The sequence below is a fragment of the Streptomyces sp. NRRL S-1022 genome (genome assembly GCF_000720135.1).
Taxonomy (GTDB): Bacteria; Actinomycetota; Actinomycetes; order Streptomycetales; family Streptomycetaceae; genus Streptomyces.
In genome coordinates, this window is sequence record NZ_JOIU01000028.1 from 52,455 (window position 1) to 68,059 (window position 15,605).

Consider the following 15,605-nt stretch of genomic DNA (forward strand, 5'->3'; position numbering starts at 1 on the left):
CGCGGTCAGTCGGGGAGTTCGGCGCGGCGCAGGCCCGGTACGGCGAGGGCGACGACCCCGCCGAGGCCGCAGACGGCGGCGCTGACGGCGTAGACCGGGCCGAGTCCCCAGGTGCCGGCCGCGGCGGCGGCCAGCGGCATGCTGAGCGGGGTGAGGCCGAGGCTGACCAGGCTGGAGACGGAGGTGACCCGGCCGAGGTAGGCGGGGTCGGCCTGGGTCTGGAGCAGGGCGCCGCACAGGGCGCCGCTCAGGCCGGTGAGCAGGCCGACGAGTGCGGCCGTACCCACGGCGGCCGGGAGGGCCGGGACGTGGGCGAGGGCGCCGACGGCCACCGAACCCGCGAGGATGGCGCACCCGGCGAGGAGTCCGGCCCGCGGCAGCCGGCCCCGGACGGCGAGCAGCAGGGAGGCGGCTCCCGCGCCGGTGCCGAACCCGGCCAGCACCCAGCCCATGCCGGGGGCGCCCCAGCCGCGGCGGTCGGCGAGCAGGGTGAGTCCCACGTTCAGGGGGCCGACGAAACCCAGGTCGCCGAGGGCGATGGCGAGCATCAGCGGGCCGAGGACCCGGTGCCGGCGGACGTACCGCAGGCCCGCCCTGAGGTCGCTCCGGGCGGTGCGTGCCGCGCGGGGGGTGTCGTCCCGCGGCAGGTCCCGTACGCGTACGGAGACCAGCAGCGGCACCGAGACGGCGATGAGCGCCCCGGCGAGGGCGAAGGCGGCCGGGGCGCCGCCAAGTGCCACGCCGAGTCCGCCGAGCGGGGCGCCCACGACGTTCGCGGAGCGGAGGGCGAGGCCGCGCATGCCCTGGACCCGGGCGAGCTGGTCCTTGCCGGTGATGCGGGGCGGCAGCGCGCCCACGGCGGGCAGGAAAACGGCGTCGACGGCGCCGAACACCCCCGCGAGCAGGGCCAGCGGCCACAGCCCGGGGCTGGTGAGGAACAGCAGCGCCGCCACGGCGAGCACGGCGCCGCACCGTACGGCGTCACTCCCGATCACGACCCGTCTCGGCCCCAGCCGGTCCGCGATCACACCCCCGCCGAGCATCAGCAGGGCCCTGGGCAGGGCACTCGCCGACATCACCAGCCCGGCCTGCGCGGGCGTACCGGCCTGGACGGCGGCCCAGGACAGCGCGAGGTAGTAGACGCCGTCCCCCAGCATCGAGGCGGTGTAGGCCCCGAGCCACCGCAGCACGTTCGGATCACGATGGGCCTGCCCGACAGCCGACGGCACGAGCGTGGCGGTCACGGAAGCCCCTTGCGCAGTCTTTCTTCGGTGTTCGTCGGCAGAGTGCGGCCCCGGCCGCTCGGCCGGGGCCTCAGGAGGTGGGCTACCGGACGGGGTGGCCCGCGTTGCGGAGGGTCTGTTTCACCTCGGCGATGCGGAGATCGCCGAAGTGGAAGACCGAGGCGGCCAGGACCGCGTCCGCGCCGGACTCGATGGCCGGGGGGAAGTCGGTGAGCCGGCCGGCGCCGCCGGAGGCGATCACCGGGACGGTGACGTGCTTGCGGACCGCCGCGATCATCTCCAGGTCGTAGCCGTCCTTCGTGCCGTCCGCGTCCATGGAGTTCAGCAGGATCTCCCCCGCGCCCAGTTCGGCCGCCCGGTGCGCCCACTCCACCGCGTCGATGCCGGTGCCGCGCCGGCCGCCGTGGGTGGTGACCTCGAAGGTGCCGCCGGGGGTGCGGCGGGCGTCGACCGACAGGACCAGGACCTGGCGGCCGAAGCGCTCGGCGATCTCGCGGATCAGTTCGGGGCGGGCGATCGCGGCGGTGTTCACGCCCACCTTGTCGGCGCCCGCCCGCAGCAGCTTGTCCACGTCCTCGGCCGTGCGGACGCCGCCGCCCACGGTCAGCGGGATGAACACCTGTTCGGCGGTGCGGCGCACCACGTCATAGGTCGTCTCCCGGTTGCCGGAGGACGCGGTGATGTCCAGGAACGTCAGCTCGTCGGCGCCCTCGGCGTCGTACACCTTGGCCATCTCGACGGGGTCGCCCGCGTCACGCAGGTTCTGGAAGTTGACGCCCTTGACGACCCGGCCGTTGTCCACGTCCAGGCAGGGGATGACTCGTACGGCCAAGGTCATGCGGACACTCCTCGGAACGCCTCCACCTCGACCTCGACGACGAGACTGGGGTCGACGAGACCGGAGACGATGATCATGGACGCGGCGGGCCGGACGGTGTCGAACAGCTCCTTGTGGGCACGGCCGACCTCCTCCACGTCCCGGGCGTGCGTGAGGTACATGCGCGTCCGCACGACGTCGTCCCGGCCGAGCCCCAGCCGCCCCAGCGCCGCCAACGCGACGTTGAAGGAGTTGATCGCCTGCTCGTACGGGCCGCCTCCGGCGATCTGCCCGTCGATGATGGACGTGCAGCCCGAGACCAGCACCAGTCCGTTCGGCAGCTCCACCGCGCGGGAGTAGCCGAACTCCTCCTCCCAGGGCGCGCCGGTGTTCACACGTCGTACGTCGCTCACCGGGCCACCGCCTCCAGGGCCTCTTCCAGGGTGAACGCCTTCGCGTACAGGGCCTTCCCGACGATGGCGCCCTCGACACCGAGGGGCACCAGGTCGGCGAGGGCGCGCAGGTCGTCGAGCGAGGACACGCCGCCCGACGCCACGACCGGGCGGTCCGTCGCCGCGCACACGTTCTTCAGCAGCTCCAGGTTCGGGCCCTGGAGCGTGCCGTCCTTGGCGATGTCGGTGACGACGTAGCGGGCGCAGCCCTCCTTGTCGAGGCGCGCCAGCGTCTCGTACAGGTCGCCGCCGTCGCGGGTCCAGCCGCGTCCGCGCAGGGTGGTGCCGCGTACGTCCAGGCCGACGGCGATCTTGTCGCCGTGCTCGGCGATGACCTTGGCGACCCACTCGGGGGTCTCCAGGGCCGCCGTGCCGAGGTTCACCCGGGTGCAGCCGGTGGCGAGTGCCGCCGCGAGGGTGTCGTCGTCGCGGATGCCGCCGGACAGCTCCACCTTGATGTCCATCGCGCCCGCGACCTCGGCGATCAGCGCGCGGTTGTCCCCGGTGCCGAACGCGGCGTCCAGGTCGACCAGGTGCAGCCACTCGGCGCCGGAGCGCTGCCAGGCGAGGGCGGCCTCCAGCGGGGAGCCGTAGGAGGTCTCGGTCCCGGACTCGCCGTGCACGAGGCGGACGGCCTGGCCGTCGCGGACGTCGACGGCGGGGAGGAGTTCGAGCTTGGCCATGGTCTACAGGGTTCCGATCCAGTTGGTGAGGAGCTGGGCACCGGCGTCGCCGGACTTCTCGGGGTGGAACTGGGTGGCCCACAGGGCGCCGTTCTCCACGGCGGCCACGAACGGCTTGCCGTGCGTCGTCCAGGTGACCTTGGGGGCCTCGATCACCGGGTTGTGCGACTCCATGCGCCACTCGTGGACGGCGTAGGAGTGCACGAAGTAGAAGCGGGCGTCGGCGTCCAGGCCGGCGAACAGCTGCGAGCCGGCGGGGGCGTCGACGGTGTTCCAGCCCATGTGGGGCACGACGCCGGCCTGGAGGGGCTCGACCGTGCCGGGCCACTCGTCCAGGCCCTCGGCCTCCACACCGTGCTCGATGCCGCGCGCGAAGAGGATCTGCATGCCGACGCAGATGCCCATGACCGGGCGGCCGCCGGACAGCCGGCGGTCCACGACCCAGTCGCCGCGGGCGGCGCGCAGGCCCTGCATGCAGGCGGCGAACGCACCGACGCCCGGCACCAGCAGACCGTCGGCGTTCATCGCCTTGTCGAAGTCACGCGTGATCTCGACGTCGGCGCCCACGCGCGCCAGGGCCCGCTCGGCGGAGCGGACGTTGCCGAAGCCGTAGTCGAAGACGACGACCTTCTTGGGGGTGGACGCGGTGCTCAATTCCACACCTCCAGCCGCATGACGCCCGCCACCAGGCACAGGCCCGCGCCGATCGAGAGCAGCACGATCAGGCTGGTGGGCATCTTCTGCTTGACGAAGGAGACGATGCCGCCGACCAGGAAGAGGCCGACGACGATCAGGAGGGTCGACAGACCGGTCATGCTTACAGCGCGCCCTTCGTCGACGGGAGGATGCCGGCCGCGCGCGGGTCGCGCTCGGAGGCGTACCTGAGGGCCCGGGCCAGCGCCTTGAACTGGCACTCCACGATGTGGTGGGCGTTGCGGCCGTAGGGCACGTGCACGTGCAGCGCGATCTGGGCCTGGGCGACGAAGGACTCCAGGATGTGCCGGGTCATCGTCGTGTCGTACTCGCCGATCATCGGCGCCATCTTCTCGGGCTCGGTGTGCACGAGGTAGGGGCGGCCGGAGAGGTCGACGGTGACCTGGGCGAGGGACTCGTCCAGCGGGACCGTGCAGTTGCCGAAGCGGTAGATGCCCACCTTGTCGCCGAGGGCCTGCCTGAAGGCGGCGCCGAGCGCGAGGGCGGTGTCCTCGATGGTGTGGTGGGAGTCGATGTGCAGGTCGCCGTCGGTCTTGACGGTCAGGTCGAACAGACCGTGCCGGCCGAGCTGGTCGAGCATGTGGTCGTAGAAGCCGACGCCGGTGGCGATGTCGGTCTTCCCGGTGCCGTCGAGGTCTATCTCGACCAGCACCGACGTCTCCTTGGTGGTGCGCTCCACGCGTCCTGTGCGGCTCATGCGTTACAGCTCCTTCTTCAACTCACGGACCGCGTCGAGGAACGCGTCGTTCTCCTCCGGGGTGCCCGCGGTCACCCGCAGCCATCCCGGTACGCCGTTGTCCCGGACCAGCACGCCCCGGTCGAGGATCTTCCGCCAGGCCTCGTGGGCGTTGTCGAACCGGCCGAACTGCACGAAGTTCGCGTCGGACTCGGTGACCTCGTAGCCCGTCGCACGCAGTTCGGCGACCAGCCGGTCCCGCTCGGCCTTCAGCTGCTGCACGTACCCCAGCAGGGTGTCGGTGTGCTCCAGGGCGGCCAGGGCGGTGGCCTGGGTGATCGCCGACAGGTGGTACGGCAGCCGGACCAGCTGGACGGCGTCCACGACGGCCGGGTGCGCGGCCAGGTAGCCGAGGCGCAGGCCGGCGGCGCCGAACGCCTTGGACATCGTCCGGGAGATCACCAGGTGCGGGCGGCCCTCGATGAGGGGCAGCAGCGAGTCGCCGTGGCTGAACTCGACGTACGCCTCGTCCACGATCACCATGGACGGCTTGGCCGCCTGCGCCGCCTCGTACAGCGCGAGCACCGTCTCCGGGGGGACCGCGTTGCCGGTGGGGTTGTTGGGGGTGGTGACGAAGACGACGTCCGGCCGGTGCTCGGCGACGGCCCGGCGGGCCGCGTCGAGGTCGATCGTGAAGTCCTCGTTGCGCGGACCGGAGATCCAGCCGGTGCCGGTGCCGCGCGCGATGAGCGCGTGCATCGAGTACGACGGCTCGAAGCCGATCGCCGTACGGCCCGGTCCGCCGAAGGTCTGCAGCAGCTGCTGGATGACCTCGTTGGAGCCGTTGGCGGCCCACACGTTCTCGAAGCCGAGCGGGTGGTGGCCGGTCTTCGTCAGGTACCCGGCCAGCTCGGTGCGCAGCTGGACCGCGTCCCGGTCCGGGTAGCGGTTCAGGTTCCGGGCGGCCTCCCGCACCCGTTCCGTGATCCGCTCGACCAGCGGCTCGGGCAGCGGGTAGGGGTTCTCGTTGGTGTTCAGCCGTACGGGGACGTCCAGCTGGGGCGCGCCGTAGGGGGACTTGCCTCGCAGCTCGTCCCGTACGGGGAGATCGTCGATCCGCACGTCGCTCACTTGCTCTCGGGTACCTTCCAGCCGAACCTCGCCTTGACCGCCGCGCCGTGCGCGGGCAGGTCCTCCGCCTCCGCCAGCGTCACCACGTGGTGGGCGACCTCGGCGAGGGCGTCCCGCGTGTAGTCCACGATGTGGATGCCGCGCAGGAAGGACTGGACCGACAGGCCCGAGGAGTGGCAGGCGCAGCCGCCGGTGGGCAGGACGTGGTTGGAGCCCGCCGCGTAGTCGCCGAGGGAGACGGGGGCCCAGGGGCCGATGAAGATCGCGCCCGCGTTCTTCACCCGGTCGGCCACGGCGGCCGCGTCGGCGGTCTGGATCTCCAGGTGCTCGGCGCCGTACGCGTCGACCACCCGCAGGCCCTCCTCGATGCCGTCCACGAGGACGATCGCGGACTGCCTGCCCCCCAGCGCCGGCACGATCCGGTCGTCGATGTGCTTGGTGGCCGCGACCTGCGGCTCCAGCTCCTTCTCCACCGCCTCCGCCAGCTCGACGGAGTCGGTGACCAGGACGGCGGCCGCGAGCGGGTCGTGCTCGGCCTGGCTGATCAGGTCCGAGGCGACGTGCACCGGGTCGGCGCCGGCGTCGGCGAGGATCGCGATCTCGGTCGGGCCCGCCTCGGCGTCGATGCCGATCTTGCCGGTGAAGTAGCGCTTGGCGGCGGCGACCCAGATGTTGCCGGGGCCGGTGACCATGTTGGCGGGCGGGCAGGACTCGGTGCCGTGGGCGAACATCGCGACGGCGGTGGCGCCGCCCGCCGCGTACACCTCGTCCACGCCGAGCAGGGCGCAGGCGGCCAGGATCGTCGGGTGCGGCAGGCCGCCGAACGCGGCCTGGGCCGGGGAGGCGAGCGCGATGGACGCGACGCCGGCCTCCTGGGCCGGGACCACGTTCATGACCACGGAGGACGGGTAGACCGAGCGGCCGCCCGGCGCGTACAGGCCGACGCGCTCGACCGGCACCCACTTCTCGGTCACCGAGCCGCCGGGCACCACCTGGGTGGTGTGCGTCGTACGGCGCTGCGCACGGTGGACCAGCCGGGCGCGGCGGATGGACTCCTCCAGGGCCGCGCGCACCGCCGGGTCGAGGCTGGTGAGCGCGTCGGTGAGCGCCTGGGCCGGCACACGGACGGATTCCAGCCGTACTCCGTCGAATTTCTCGGCGAAGTCGATCAGCGCCGCGTCGCCACGATGATGCACGGCCTCGCAGATCGGACGCACCTTCTCCAGGGCGGCCTGAACGTCGAAGTCGGCTCGGGGCAGCAGGTCGCGCAGGGCGGGGCCCTCGGGAAGGGCGTCGCCGCGCAGATCGATTCGGGAAATCACAGTCCCAATTCTCTCAGACCGCCGTCGGGAGCCGTCCGCGCGTATCAATGGCTGATACAGAACGTGGACCAATGGGTGGTACATAGGCTGGCCGGAACCCGGAAGATCACCTTCACGTGTGGTGTTCCGGGGGTCACGCAGCGGGCATGAACGGCTGTACGAAAACCGCTGAAAACCGCTGAAGAGGGAGAGGAGCGCGGTGACCGAGGGGGCCGGCATCCGCACCGGGGACCTGCCGGACGACCTGACCGCGACCGAGGCGGGCATGTGGCAGGCCTTCCGCAACGGCAGCGTGTACGACCTGAGCAGCGGGGACGCCACGGTGGACGATCCGCACGGCGGCCGTCCGTGGGGCCCCGAGCGGACCGTGCGCGCCCGCATCGTGTGCTGGCTGCTGCTGGACGGCCCGCCGGCGCTCGCGGGCCGGGTGGCCGCGCTGAAGCTCGTCGGCGTGCGGATCACCGGCGCGCTGGACCTGGCGGGCGGCCACGTCCCGCCGTACGTGGAGCTGACCGGCTGCCGCTTCGACGAGGAGGTCCGGCTGCCGGAGGCCCGGTTCACCACCGTGCGCCTGGCGGACTGCTCGGTGCCGCGCCTGGAGGCGGCCCGCGTGCACACCGAGGGTGATCTGCACCTGCCGCGCTGCCGGTTCCGCAGCGGGGTCCGGCTGACGGACGCGCACATCGGCACCGATCTGCTGCTCAACGAGGCGATCGTGCAGCGCGACCGCAGCGGCCGGTCGATCGCGGCGGACGGGATGACCGTGGGCCAGGACCTGCAGGCGGAGCTGCTGGAGTCGCAGGGCGAGTTCAGCCTGCGCGGCGCCCAGATCGGCGGCTCGCTCAGCCTGCGCGGCGCGAGGCTCGCCAACCCCTACGCCCGCTTCGCCCTGAACGCCCCGCAGCTGACCGTCGAGCGCACCCTGTACCTGACCCCGGCCGGCGTGGGCAGCCCGCTGCTGAGCGGCACGACACCCGCGCGCGGGACGCGCATCCAGCCGTTCGAGTGCCGGGGCGGGGTGCGCCTGGACGACGGGCGGTTCGGGGACGCCGTCGACCTGGAGCGGGCCCGGTTCGCGTTCACCGACGACCAGGGGCTGTCCCTGCGCCGGGTGCAGACCCCGGAGCTGCGCTTCCTCGGGGACAAGCCGCAGCGGGGCAAGGTGGTGCTGTCCGGCGCGCGGGTCGTGAACCTGGTGGACCGGGCGAGCAGCTGGCCGGAGGCGGGCAGTCTGCACATGGGCGGGTTCGCCTACGAGAACCTGGTGCCGCAGGGCCCGTTCCCGCTGACCCAGCGCCTGGACTGGGTGGCGGCGGCCACCGCCGAGTACGCGCCGGAGCCGTACGAGCGGCTGGCCGCGGTGCTGCGTGCCGCCGGGGAGGACGAGGACGCGCGCGAGGTGCTGCTGGCCAAGCAGCGCCGGCGGCGCGAGACGCTGCCGCCGGCCGCCAAGGTCTGGGGGTTCGTGCAGGACTGGGTGGTGGCCTACGGCTACCGGCCGGGCCGGGCCGCGGTGTGGATGGCGGTGCTGTGGGCGGCGGGCACGCTCGCGTTCGCGCACGCCGACCATCCGCCGCTGAACTCAGGCGGCCATCCGGCGTGGAGCCCGGCGCTGTTCACGCTGGACCTGCTGCTGCCGGTGATCGACCTGGGCCAGGCCGGCCAGTGGCAGCTGCGCGGCGGCTGGCAGTGGCTGGCGGCGGTGATGGTCCTGTTCGGGTGGGTCCTGGCGACGACGGTGGCGGCGGGCGCGACCCGGCTGCTGCGCCGGAGCTGAGCGCACGCGAGGCACGGGGTGCCGGACGCACACAACTTGAACATTCACCCTTTACCGGTCCTTGACCTTCCGGCGTACAACTTTCCATGACTTGACCAGCGCCTCTGGCGCCGCCCCGACCTGCGGACTTTCAATGGTCGGCACCATGGCTCTGCTGCCCTCGTTCATCCGCCCCACCCGGATGACCAAACGCTCCGCGCGCCCGGCCGCCCGACCGCCGGCCGGGGACGAGGTCGTGCTCGACGCACCCGACGACCGCCTTTCGCCCGCGCTGGTCGCGGCGGCCCGGGGCGAGTACGCCGCCGCGGCCGGCCTGCTCGCCGCCACCCGCGCCGCGGCCGAGTGGGAGAACCGGGACCGCTACGTACGGCGGCTGGCCGCCTTCGCCCGCTCCCGCCCCGAGTGGTACGAGCAGTGGCGCGCCGCCGCCCCGGACCACCCCGGCGCGCTGCTGGTCGGGACCCAGCTGGCGGTGGACCGCGCCTGGCCCTCGCCGGCCCGCGCCGAGCTGCTGCGCGAGACCAGTCCGCTGATCACCGCCGCCGCCCGCGCCGACGACCGGGACCCGGTGCCGTGGCGGATCGCGCTGGACCACGCGCGCGGCTCGCGGGCCGGGCACCGCTACTTCGAGGAGCTGTGGGAGGCCGCCGTACGGCGCGCCCCGCACCACTACGGCTGTCATGTGGCCGCCCTGCGCTACCTGGCCACCTTCTGGCACGGCTCGCACAGCGAGTGCTTCGACTTCGCCGACCGGGCCGCGCAGGACGCCCCCGACGGCTCGCTCGTCCAGGCGCTGCCCGCCCGGGCCGCCTTCGGCTACCTCACCGACGGCTGCGGGCCCGAGGTGCCGCGGGCCCGCCTGGACGCGGCCGCCGACCGCGCGATCGCGCTCTCCGGCCGCTTCCCGGCGGCCGACCCCTGGCCCGCCGAGGTCCGCAACAAGCTGCTGTACGTCCTGCTGCGGCTGGACCGCTGGGAGGACGCCCGCACCCAGCTGCGCCTGATCGGCCCGTACGCCACGTCCTTCCCCTGGGACCGGCTCTCGGACGACCCGCTCGGCCACTTCCTGCGCCTGCGCGAGCACCTGGAGACGGCGGGCCCGCGGCCCGCCCCGGACGGGCTGCTGACGGCGCCCCCGGGCCCCCTGGACGGCCACGGCGAACACGCCCGCGCCGGGGACCACTAGGCTGGGGCGCCGTGACCACCGTCCGTCTCCCCCTCTTCCCGCTGAACTCGGTGCTGTTCCCGGGGCTCGTGCTGCCGCTGAACGTCTTCGAGGAGCGTTATCGCGTCATGATGCGCGAGCTGCTGAAGACCCCCGAGGACGAATCGCGCCGGTTCGCCGTCGTCGCCATCCGCGACGGCCACGAGGTCGCGCCGAGCGACCCGGGCATGCCGGATCCCACGGCCGAGCCCGAACGGGGCCCGGCCGCCGGCTTCGGCCCCGACCCGCTCAAGTCCTTCCACTCGGTGGGCTGCGTGGCGGACGCGGCCACCGTCCGGGAGCGGTCCGACGGCACGTTCGAGGTGCTGGCCACGGGCACCACCCGGGTCCGCCTGCTGTCCGTGGACGCGTCGGGGCCGTTCCTGACCGCGGAGCTGGAGGAACTGCCGGAGGAGCCCGGGGACGAGGCCGGCGCGCTGGCCGAGGGCGTCCTGCGCTCCTTCCGCCAGTACCAGAAGCGCCTGGCGGGCGCCCGCGAGCGCTCGCTGTCCACCGGCGCCGACCTGCCGGACGACCCGAGCGTGGTGTCGTACCTGGTGGCCGCGGCGATGGTGCACGACACGCCGACCAAGCAGCGCCTGCTCCAGGCCCCGGACACCGCGTCCCGGCTGCGGGACGAGCTGAAACTCCTTCGCGCGGAGACGGCCATCATCCGTAATCTGCCGTCGTTGCCCGCGTTCGAGCTGACCCGGACGCCGACCAGTCTGAACTGAGGGAAGCACGACAGCCTGATGGCGAAGAAGCCGAAGAAGACGCAGCAGCCCGGGGGAACGCCCGCGACGGTCGCCCTGACGGCGGCGGGCGTGGACTTCACCGTCCACGCCTACGACCACGACCCGTCCCACCCGTCCTACGGCGAGGAGGCTGCGCAGGCGATGGGCGTCTCCCCCGACCGCGTCTTCAAGACCCTGGTGGCCGACGTGGACGGCTCCCTGGTGGTCGGCGTGGTCCCGGTGGCCGGCTCGCTGGACCTGAAGGCCCTGGCCGCGGCGGTGGGCGGCAAGCGGGCGGCCATGGCCGACCCGGTCCTCGCCGAGCGCACCACGGGCTACGTCCGCGGCGGCATCTCCCCCCTCGGCCAGCGCAAAAAGCTCCGCACCGTCCTGGACGACTCGGCCGGGGCCCACCCGACGATCTGCGTCTCGGCGGGCCGGCGCGGCCTTGAGGTGGAGCTGGCCCCGGGAGACCTGGCGAAGCTGACGGAAGCGGTCCTGGCCCCGATCGGGCGGGGCTGACGGGCGTCCTCCGCCGCGCCGGTCAGTCGACCGGCGCCTCGGGGTCGCGTGGGCCGAACAGCGCGGTCAGTCCGAGATGCGCCAGCAGTCCGGCCAACGGCCACGCCAGCAACGCCCCCTTGGCCGACAGCTTCAGCGGCGCGGAGAACGTCACCCCCTTGCCCACGGCCCGCGCGTGCGCGAGCACGTCGGACTCGGGACCGAGCCACACCCCGAGCCGCCAGGCCAGCAGGGACCCCAGCAGTCCGCCGAGCCCCAGCCCCACCACCAGCGGCACTCCCCCGCGCCGCCGCAGCAGGAACACCACTATCGCGCTGACCAGCCCGAAGGCGAGCCCCAGCAGGATGAACGTTCCGTCCACCCCGACCGCCTGCTCCCCCTCGCTGTCCTTGAGGTAGACGACCCAGTTCTTGTCGATCTGGTCCGCGACCAGCGGCACGTGCGGCGCCAGCCACCACCACAGCAACCCGAGCAGCACTCCGCCCAGCGCCACCGCGACCGTGGTGACGGCGGCCTCCCGCAGTTCCGTCTTCATCCCGGGGCCGTCCTGTTCGTACGCGCCCGCGCCCGGCCCCCCGGCGGGCGGCGGCGCCTGCCGGACCTGGTGCGCGGAGTCGTCGTGCGGCGGCGGAGGCGGAGTCAGCGGTGCGGTCACCTGAACATCGTGCCAGGTCGCGCTGTGGGCCGCGTCACCGGACGGCGGCCCTGCGGTACGCCCGGGTCGCCGCCGCCAGCGAGACCACGCCGACACCCGCGCACACTCCCAGGTCAGCGAGGACCACGGCCCAGTCGGGGTGCGCCCCGAAAGTCCGCGCGTACGCCTCGACGCCGTAGGTCGACGGCAGCAGATCACGGGCCAGCCGTACCGCCTCCGGCATCCGGTCGGCCGGCAGCACCCCCAGCAGCAGCGCCGCCGACATGCCCAGCTGCCCGAGCAGCGTGGCCAGCTCCGGCCGGGGCGCCAGCAGCCCGCACGCGGCGCCGAGCCCGGCCAGCGCGGCCCCGGCGAGCGGGATGACGGCCACCAGGATCCACAGGTTGGTCAGCGGCAGCCCGAAGAGCGCGCATCCGAAGACGGCGGTCACCAGGGTCCCCGGCACGGTGAAGGAGGCGTACGCCGCCGCCGCGCCCAGCACCACGGCGGCCGGCGGCACCGGCAGCGTGGCGTAGTGGTCGAGTCCGCCGCTGGCCCGCAGCTGCCCGAAGTACTGCGACAGCAGGTTCAGCGCGACGTACGCGACGACCAGCACCGACGAGCCGGCCACCACGGACTGCGCCTCGTGGCCGCTGTCGACGACACCGCGCATCATCACGGTGATGCCGACGGACTGGAAGGTCGCCACGAACAGCAGCGGGATCCGCGCCACCCGGGCCCGGGACAGCTGCGCCCGGTAGACGGCCACCAGCGACGGCCACAGCCGTGCGGGCGGCCCCAGCTCGGCCGCGCCGGGTGCCGTGTCCGGCACGGCCCGGGCGCCGCCCGGCAGAACCTCGGCGGGTACGACACTCACGACGAGCTGCTCCTCTTCCCTGCGGCGGTCGCGTTCCCCACGGCAGTCGCGCAGATCCATACGCATTCCGCGGCCGGTGTGCTCACGCCTTCACCAGCCCCTGCCGGGCCGCGCCGCCCAGCGCCAGGTAGACGTCCTCCAGGCTGGGCGTGGCGAGCGTGAAGTCGTCCAGGGCGGCGAACGCGGCCCCGCCGGTCACGGTGGCGACGGCGGCGCGGGCCTCCTCGGGCGCGAGCCGGAGCGTCCAGCGCCGGCCGGACTCCGCGGCCCGTTCGCGCAGCACGGCGACCTCGGGCACCTCAAGCGGCGCCCGCTCCCGCCACACCAGCTCCACCCGTACCTCGCCGGCGACCTGTGCCTTGAGCCCGGCCGGGGTGTCGCAGGCGATGACCCGGCCCTGATCGAGCACGGCGACCCGGTCCAGGACCGTCTCGGCCTCGATGACGTTGTGGGTGACCAGCAGCACGGTCGTCCCGTGCTCGGCCCGCCGCCGGTCCACGGCCGCCCACACCGCCCGCCGGGCCACCGGGTCCATGCCGGTGGTCGGCTCGTCCAGCACGAGCAGCGGCCGTTCACCGACGAGGGCGGCGGCGAAGCAGGCGAGCCGCCGCTGGCCGCCGGACAGCTTCCTCAGCGCGCGCCCGGCGATCGGGGTCAGCCCCAGCTCCTCCAGGACGGCGTCCCGCTCGGCCCGCGCCCGACGCACGTCCAGGCCGCGCAGGCGTCCGGTGGTCTCGACGGCGAGGGAGACGGTCAGCTCGTCCAGGGCGGTGGACTCCTGGCCCAGGTAGGCGAGGATCCGGGCGGCCCGCTCGGGGTGCCGCACGATGTCGTGGCCGAGGATCTCGACGCTGCCGGTGTCCGGCCGCAGCAGGCCGGTGACCTGCCGTACGAGGGTGGACTTGCCGGCGCCGTTCGGGCCGAGCAGCCCGAAGATCTCCCCGCGCCGCACGTCCAGCTCGACGCCGTCGGTGGCCCGCACCTCGGGGGTGCCCGGGGTGCCCCGGCGGGCCCTGACCGCCGGGTAGGTCTTGCCGAGTCCGCGCACACGTACGACGACGTCGTACCGAAGTGCCTGTCCCGCGCGCGTACTCACAAAGGACGAGGGTACGGGGTCGGGGGCCTTTACTCGCCTTTGGGGGCGGCCGGGGGCATCAGTCGGCGGCGGGCGCCTGCTGCTCGGCCGCCGCCGGTACGTCGAACTCCCGCCAGAACCCCGCCCGAATGGCGTAACGGTCGTGCTCGTCGATCTGGTCGTCCTTGTGGGCGAGCAGCCCGAACCGTGCCGCGTACCGCAGCAGCTCGCCGTCGATCCGGTGCGGGATGCGCGGGTACATCTGCGACAGCCGCTGCAGATGGCTCTGGTCGCCGAGCCGGGACATCCAGCGGCGGGCGAAGACCTGCCCCACCTCGTACGGGTCGCCGCCGACGGTGGTGATGTCCTCCTCCCGGTCGGCCCACCGCTGCTCGGCGGTGGTGAGCTGGGCCAGCGTCGGCATGGAGGCGGCCTCGGGGGGCTCGGCGGCCACGCCCGGACGGTCGACCCAGCCCTTGTCGGAGGACCAGCGCAGGGTCGCGGTCGCCGGCTGCTGCACGGGCGGGGCGCCGGGCGCGCGCAGCGCGGCCAGGTCCTTGGGGGTGGGGACGCCCTTGGCTGCGGGGACCCGCTCCGCGGTGCCGTTCGCCGTGGCCGTGGCCGCTTGGGGGTGCGCGGGCTGCTCGGCGGGCCGCTCGGCCGCCGACGGCGCGGACTCGGGCAGCGGGGCGGAGAGGATCGCGGCGATCTCGGGGCGGGGCGCGGGCGGCGGGGCGCAGACGCCGGTCAGCTCCTTGGCCCGGACGGCCTGGATGATCCAGGCCCGGTCCAGCACGCGCCGCTCGTCGGCCTCGGCGACCAGGTCCTCGGACTGGTTGTAGTCGCCGTCGGCGGCCTGGACGGCCCACAGGTGGACGGCGACGCCGTGCTCCTTCGCGGCCATCATGCCGGGCAGCAGATCACCGTCGCCGGTGACCAGCACGATGTCGGAGCAGGCCCGGTTGCGGGCCAGCTCGGTCAGCTCGGCGTGCATGGCGGCGTCGACGCCCTTCTGGGCCCAGCGGCCGTCGCTGCGGGTGAGGGCGCCCAGCCGGACGGTCACCCGGGGCATCACGCGCAGCCGGCGGTGCTCCGGCTGGGGGACCCGGTCGGGGGCGCCGTCGAACCAGTAGATGCGCAGCAGGGGCCGCTCGGTGTCGGACTCCGCGCGCTCCCGCAGGGCCTGGATCAGCGCGGCGTGGTCGACGGTGATCCGGGACCGCGAGGGCTCACCGGCGAGGAGGCTGGCGGCGGCTCCCAGCAGATACCCGGCGTCCACCAGGACGATGCATCGGTCCACGCGACTCACCCTCTTCCCGGGAGGTTTTGCTTCGGACTTCCTTCGAGTCTGCCCGACCGCGCGGGGGTTAACGGCCCGAACTCGATCTTCGGCGTGGCGTTTCGGGTTCCGGTCCGCCCAGCTGCCGCGTCACACACGGTAATTATCCGACATGCGCCCGATGTCGGCGTATGTGAATCTGGTCCCGGCCCTGGCCCCTAGATCCCCCACAGGAGGCAGATCACCATGGCCAAGAACAAGAACCGCAAGCAGGCCGGCCCGCAGAACCGCGCGCAGCAGAGCGAGCACGCGCAGCGTCCCCCGGCGGAGGAGCACGAGTCACCGGTGTCGCACATCCAGAGCGGCCCCGCGGACTCCGCCCGGAAGAAGCAGAAGAGCTTCGGCCACAACTAAAGGGCAGTTGAAGCCCAGGCACACGGAAGGGGCGCACCCGTCGCGGGGGC

General features: G+C 73.7%; 18 protein-coding genes. 5 read left to right on the forward strand and 13 right to left on the reverse strand.

The window, feature by feature from the left end; genetic code table 11:
* Nucleotides 1-5: 5 nt before the first annotated feature.
* From IG05_RS0133515 to hisD, 9 genes are all read right to left on the reverse strand, one after another.
* Nucleotides 6-1,244: an MFS transporter gene (locus IG05_RS0133515; RefSeq protein ID WP_030347830.1), complete on the reverse strand. Its 1,239-nt coding sequence runs from the start codon at nucleotides 1,242-1,244 to the stop codon at nucleotides 6-8.
* Between the two features lie 82 nt (nucleotides 1,245-1,326).
* Nucleotides 1,327-2,082, reverse strand: coding sequence for an imidazole glycerol phosphate synthase subunit HisF (gene hisF / locus IG05_RS0133520; RefSeq protein ID WP_030347831.1), 756 nt, complete (start codon nucleotides 2,080-2,082; stop codon nucleotides 1,327-1,329).
* Nucleotides 2,079-2,474 (reverse strand): RidA family protein, encoded by a 396-nt coding sequence (locus IG05_RS0133525; protein WP_030347832.1) that lies wholly within the window; start codon nucleotides 2,472-2,474, stop codon nucleotides 2,079-2,081. The genes hisF and IG05_RS0133525 overlap by 4 nt, the downstream gene beginning before the upstream one ends.
* Nucleotides 2,471-3,196 carry a bifunctional 1-(5-phosphoribosyl)-5-((5-phosphoribosylamino)methylideneamino)imidazole-4-carboxamide isomerase/phosphoribosylanthranilate isomerase PriA gene (gene priA, locus IG05_RS0133530; RefSeq protein ID WP_030347833.1) on the reverse strand — a complete coding sequence of 242 codons (726 nt, stop codon included), beginning with the start codon at nucleotides 3,194-3,196 and terminating at the stop codon, nucleotides 2,471-2,473. The genes IG05_RS0133525 and priA overlap by 4 nt, the downstream gene beginning before the upstream one ends.
* A 3-nt stretch (nucleotides 3,197-3,199) precedes the next feature.
* The gene (gene hisH, locus IG05_RS0133535) at nucleotides 3,200-3,856 is read right to left on the reverse strand and encodes an imidazole glycerol phosphate synthase subunit HisH (protein WP_037815157.1); all 657 of its coding nucleotides are present in this window, start codon (nucleotides 3,854-3,856) and stop codon (nucleotides 3,200-3,202) included.
* The gene (locus IG05_RS48570; RefSeq protein WP_030347835.1) at nucleotides 3,847-4,011 is read right to left on the reverse strand and encodes a hypothetical protein; all 165 of its coding nucleotides are present in this window, start codon (nucleotides 4,009-4,011) and stop codon (nucleotides 3,847-3,849) included. The genes hisH and IG05_RS48570 overlap by 10 nt, the downstream gene beginning before the upstream one ends.
* 2 nt (nucleotides 4,012-4,013) lie before the next feature.
* Nucleotides 4,014-4,607, reverse strand: coding sequence for an imidazoleglycerol-phosphate dehydratase HisB (hisB, locus tag IG05_RS0133545; RefSeq protein ID WP_030347836.1), 594 nt, complete (start codon nucleotides 4,605-4,607; stop codon nucleotides 4,014-4,016).
* Nucleotides 4,608-4,610: 3 nt separating this feature from the next.
* Nucleotides 4,611-5,717: a histidinol-phosphate transaminase gene (locus IG05_RS0133550; protein WP_030347837.1), complete on the reverse strand. Its 1,107-nt coding sequence runs from the start codon at nucleotides 5,715-5,717 to the stop codon at nucleotides 4,611-4,613.
* Complete coding sequence (gene hisD / locus IG05_RS0133555) at nucleotides 5,714-7,039, reverse strand: histidinol dehydrogenase (RefSeq protein WP_030347838.1); 1,326 nt, start codon at nucleotides 7,037-7,039, stop codon at nucleotides 5,714-5,716. Before hisD ends, IG05_RS0133550 begins: the two co-directional genes overlap by 4 nt.
* 199 nt (nucleotides 7,040-7,238) lie before the next feature.
* Here hisD and IG05_RS0133560 point away from each other — a divergent pair, with 199 nt between their 5' ends.
* The 4 genes from IG05_RS0133560 (at nucleotide 7,239) to ybaK (ending at nucleotide 11,276) form a co-directional block, all read left to right on the forward strand.
* A complete protein-coding gene (locus IG05_RS0133560) occupies nucleotides 7,239-8,816 on the forward strand; it encodes a hypothetical protein (RefSeq protein WP_030347839.1) in 1,578 nt (525 codons plus the stop codon).
* Nucleotides 8,817-8,949: 133 nt separating this feature from the next.
* A complete protein-coding gene (locus tag IG05_RS0133565) occupies nucleotides 8,950-10,002 on the forward strand; it encodes a hypothetical protein (RefSeq protein ID WP_234336129.1) in 1,053 nt (350 codons plus the stop codon).
* A gap of 11 nt (nucleotides 10,003-10,013) precedes the next feature.
* Nucleotides 10,014-10,754: an LON peptidase substrate-binding domain-containing protein gene (locus IG05_RS0133570; protein ID WP_030347841.1), complete on the forward strand. Its 741-nt coding sequence runs from the start codon at nucleotides 10,014-10,016 to the stop codon at nucleotides 10,752-10,754.
* An 18-nt stretch (nucleotides 10,755-10,772) separates the two neighbouring features.
* Nucleotides 10,773-11,276, forward strand: coding sequence for a Cys-tRNA(Pro) deacylase (gene ybaK, locus IG05_RS0133575; protein WP_030347842.1), 504 nt, complete (start codon nucleotides 10,773-10,775; stop codon nucleotides 11,274-11,276).
* A 22-nt stretch (nucleotides 11,277-11,298) separates the two neighbouring features.
* On the opposite strand, the gene IG05_RS0133580 is transcribed toward ybaK, so the two are convergent.
* The 4 genes from IG05_RS0133580 to IG05_RS0133595 all read right to left on the reverse strand — a co-directional run bounded on the left by IG05_RS0133580 (nucleotide 11,299) and on the right by IG05_RS0133595 (nucleotide 15,162).
* Nucleotides 11,299-11,931, reverse strand: coding sequence for an ATPase AAA (locus tag IG05_RS0133580; protein WP_030347843.1), 633 nt, complete (start codon nucleotides 11,929-11,931; stop codon nucleotides 11,299-11,301).
* A gap of 34 nt (nucleotides 11,932-11,965) precedes the next feature.
* On the reverse strand, nucleotides 11,966-12,787 hold the full coding sequence (locus IG05_RS0133585; protein ID WP_030347844.1) for an ABC transporter permease: 822 nt from the start codon (nucleotides 12,785-12,787) through the stop codon (nucleotides 11,966-11,968).
* An 82-nt stretch (nucleotides 12,788-12,869) separates the two neighbouring features.
* Nucleotides 12,870-13,883, reverse strand: a complete 1,014-nt coding sequence (locus tag IG05_RS0133590) for an ABC transporter ATP-binding protein (protein ID WP_078894669.1) — start codon at nucleotides 13,881-13,883, stop codon at nucleotides 12,870-12,872.
* Nucleotides 13,884-13,941: 58 nt separating this feature from the next.
* Nucleotides 13,942-15,162 carry an NYN domain-containing protein gene (locus IG05_RS0133595; RefSeq protein WP_030347846.1) on the reverse strand — a complete coding sequence of 407 codons (1,221 nt, stop codon included), beginning with the start codon at nucleotides 15,160-15,162 and terminating at the stop codon, nucleotides 13,942-13,944.
* A 225-nt stretch (nucleotides 15,163-15,387) separates the two neighbouring features.
* Here IG05_RS0133595 and IG05_RS48575 point away from each other — a divergent pair, with 225 nt between their 5' ends.
* The gene (locus tag IG05_RS48575) at nucleotides 15,388-15,555 is read left to right on the forward strand and encodes a hypothetical protein (RefSeq protein WP_199808426.1); all 168 of its coding nucleotides are present in this window, start codon (nucleotides 15,388-15,390) and stop codon (nucleotides 15,553-15,555) included.
* The last annotated feature ends 50 nt before the right edge of the window (nucleotides 15,556-15,605 follow it).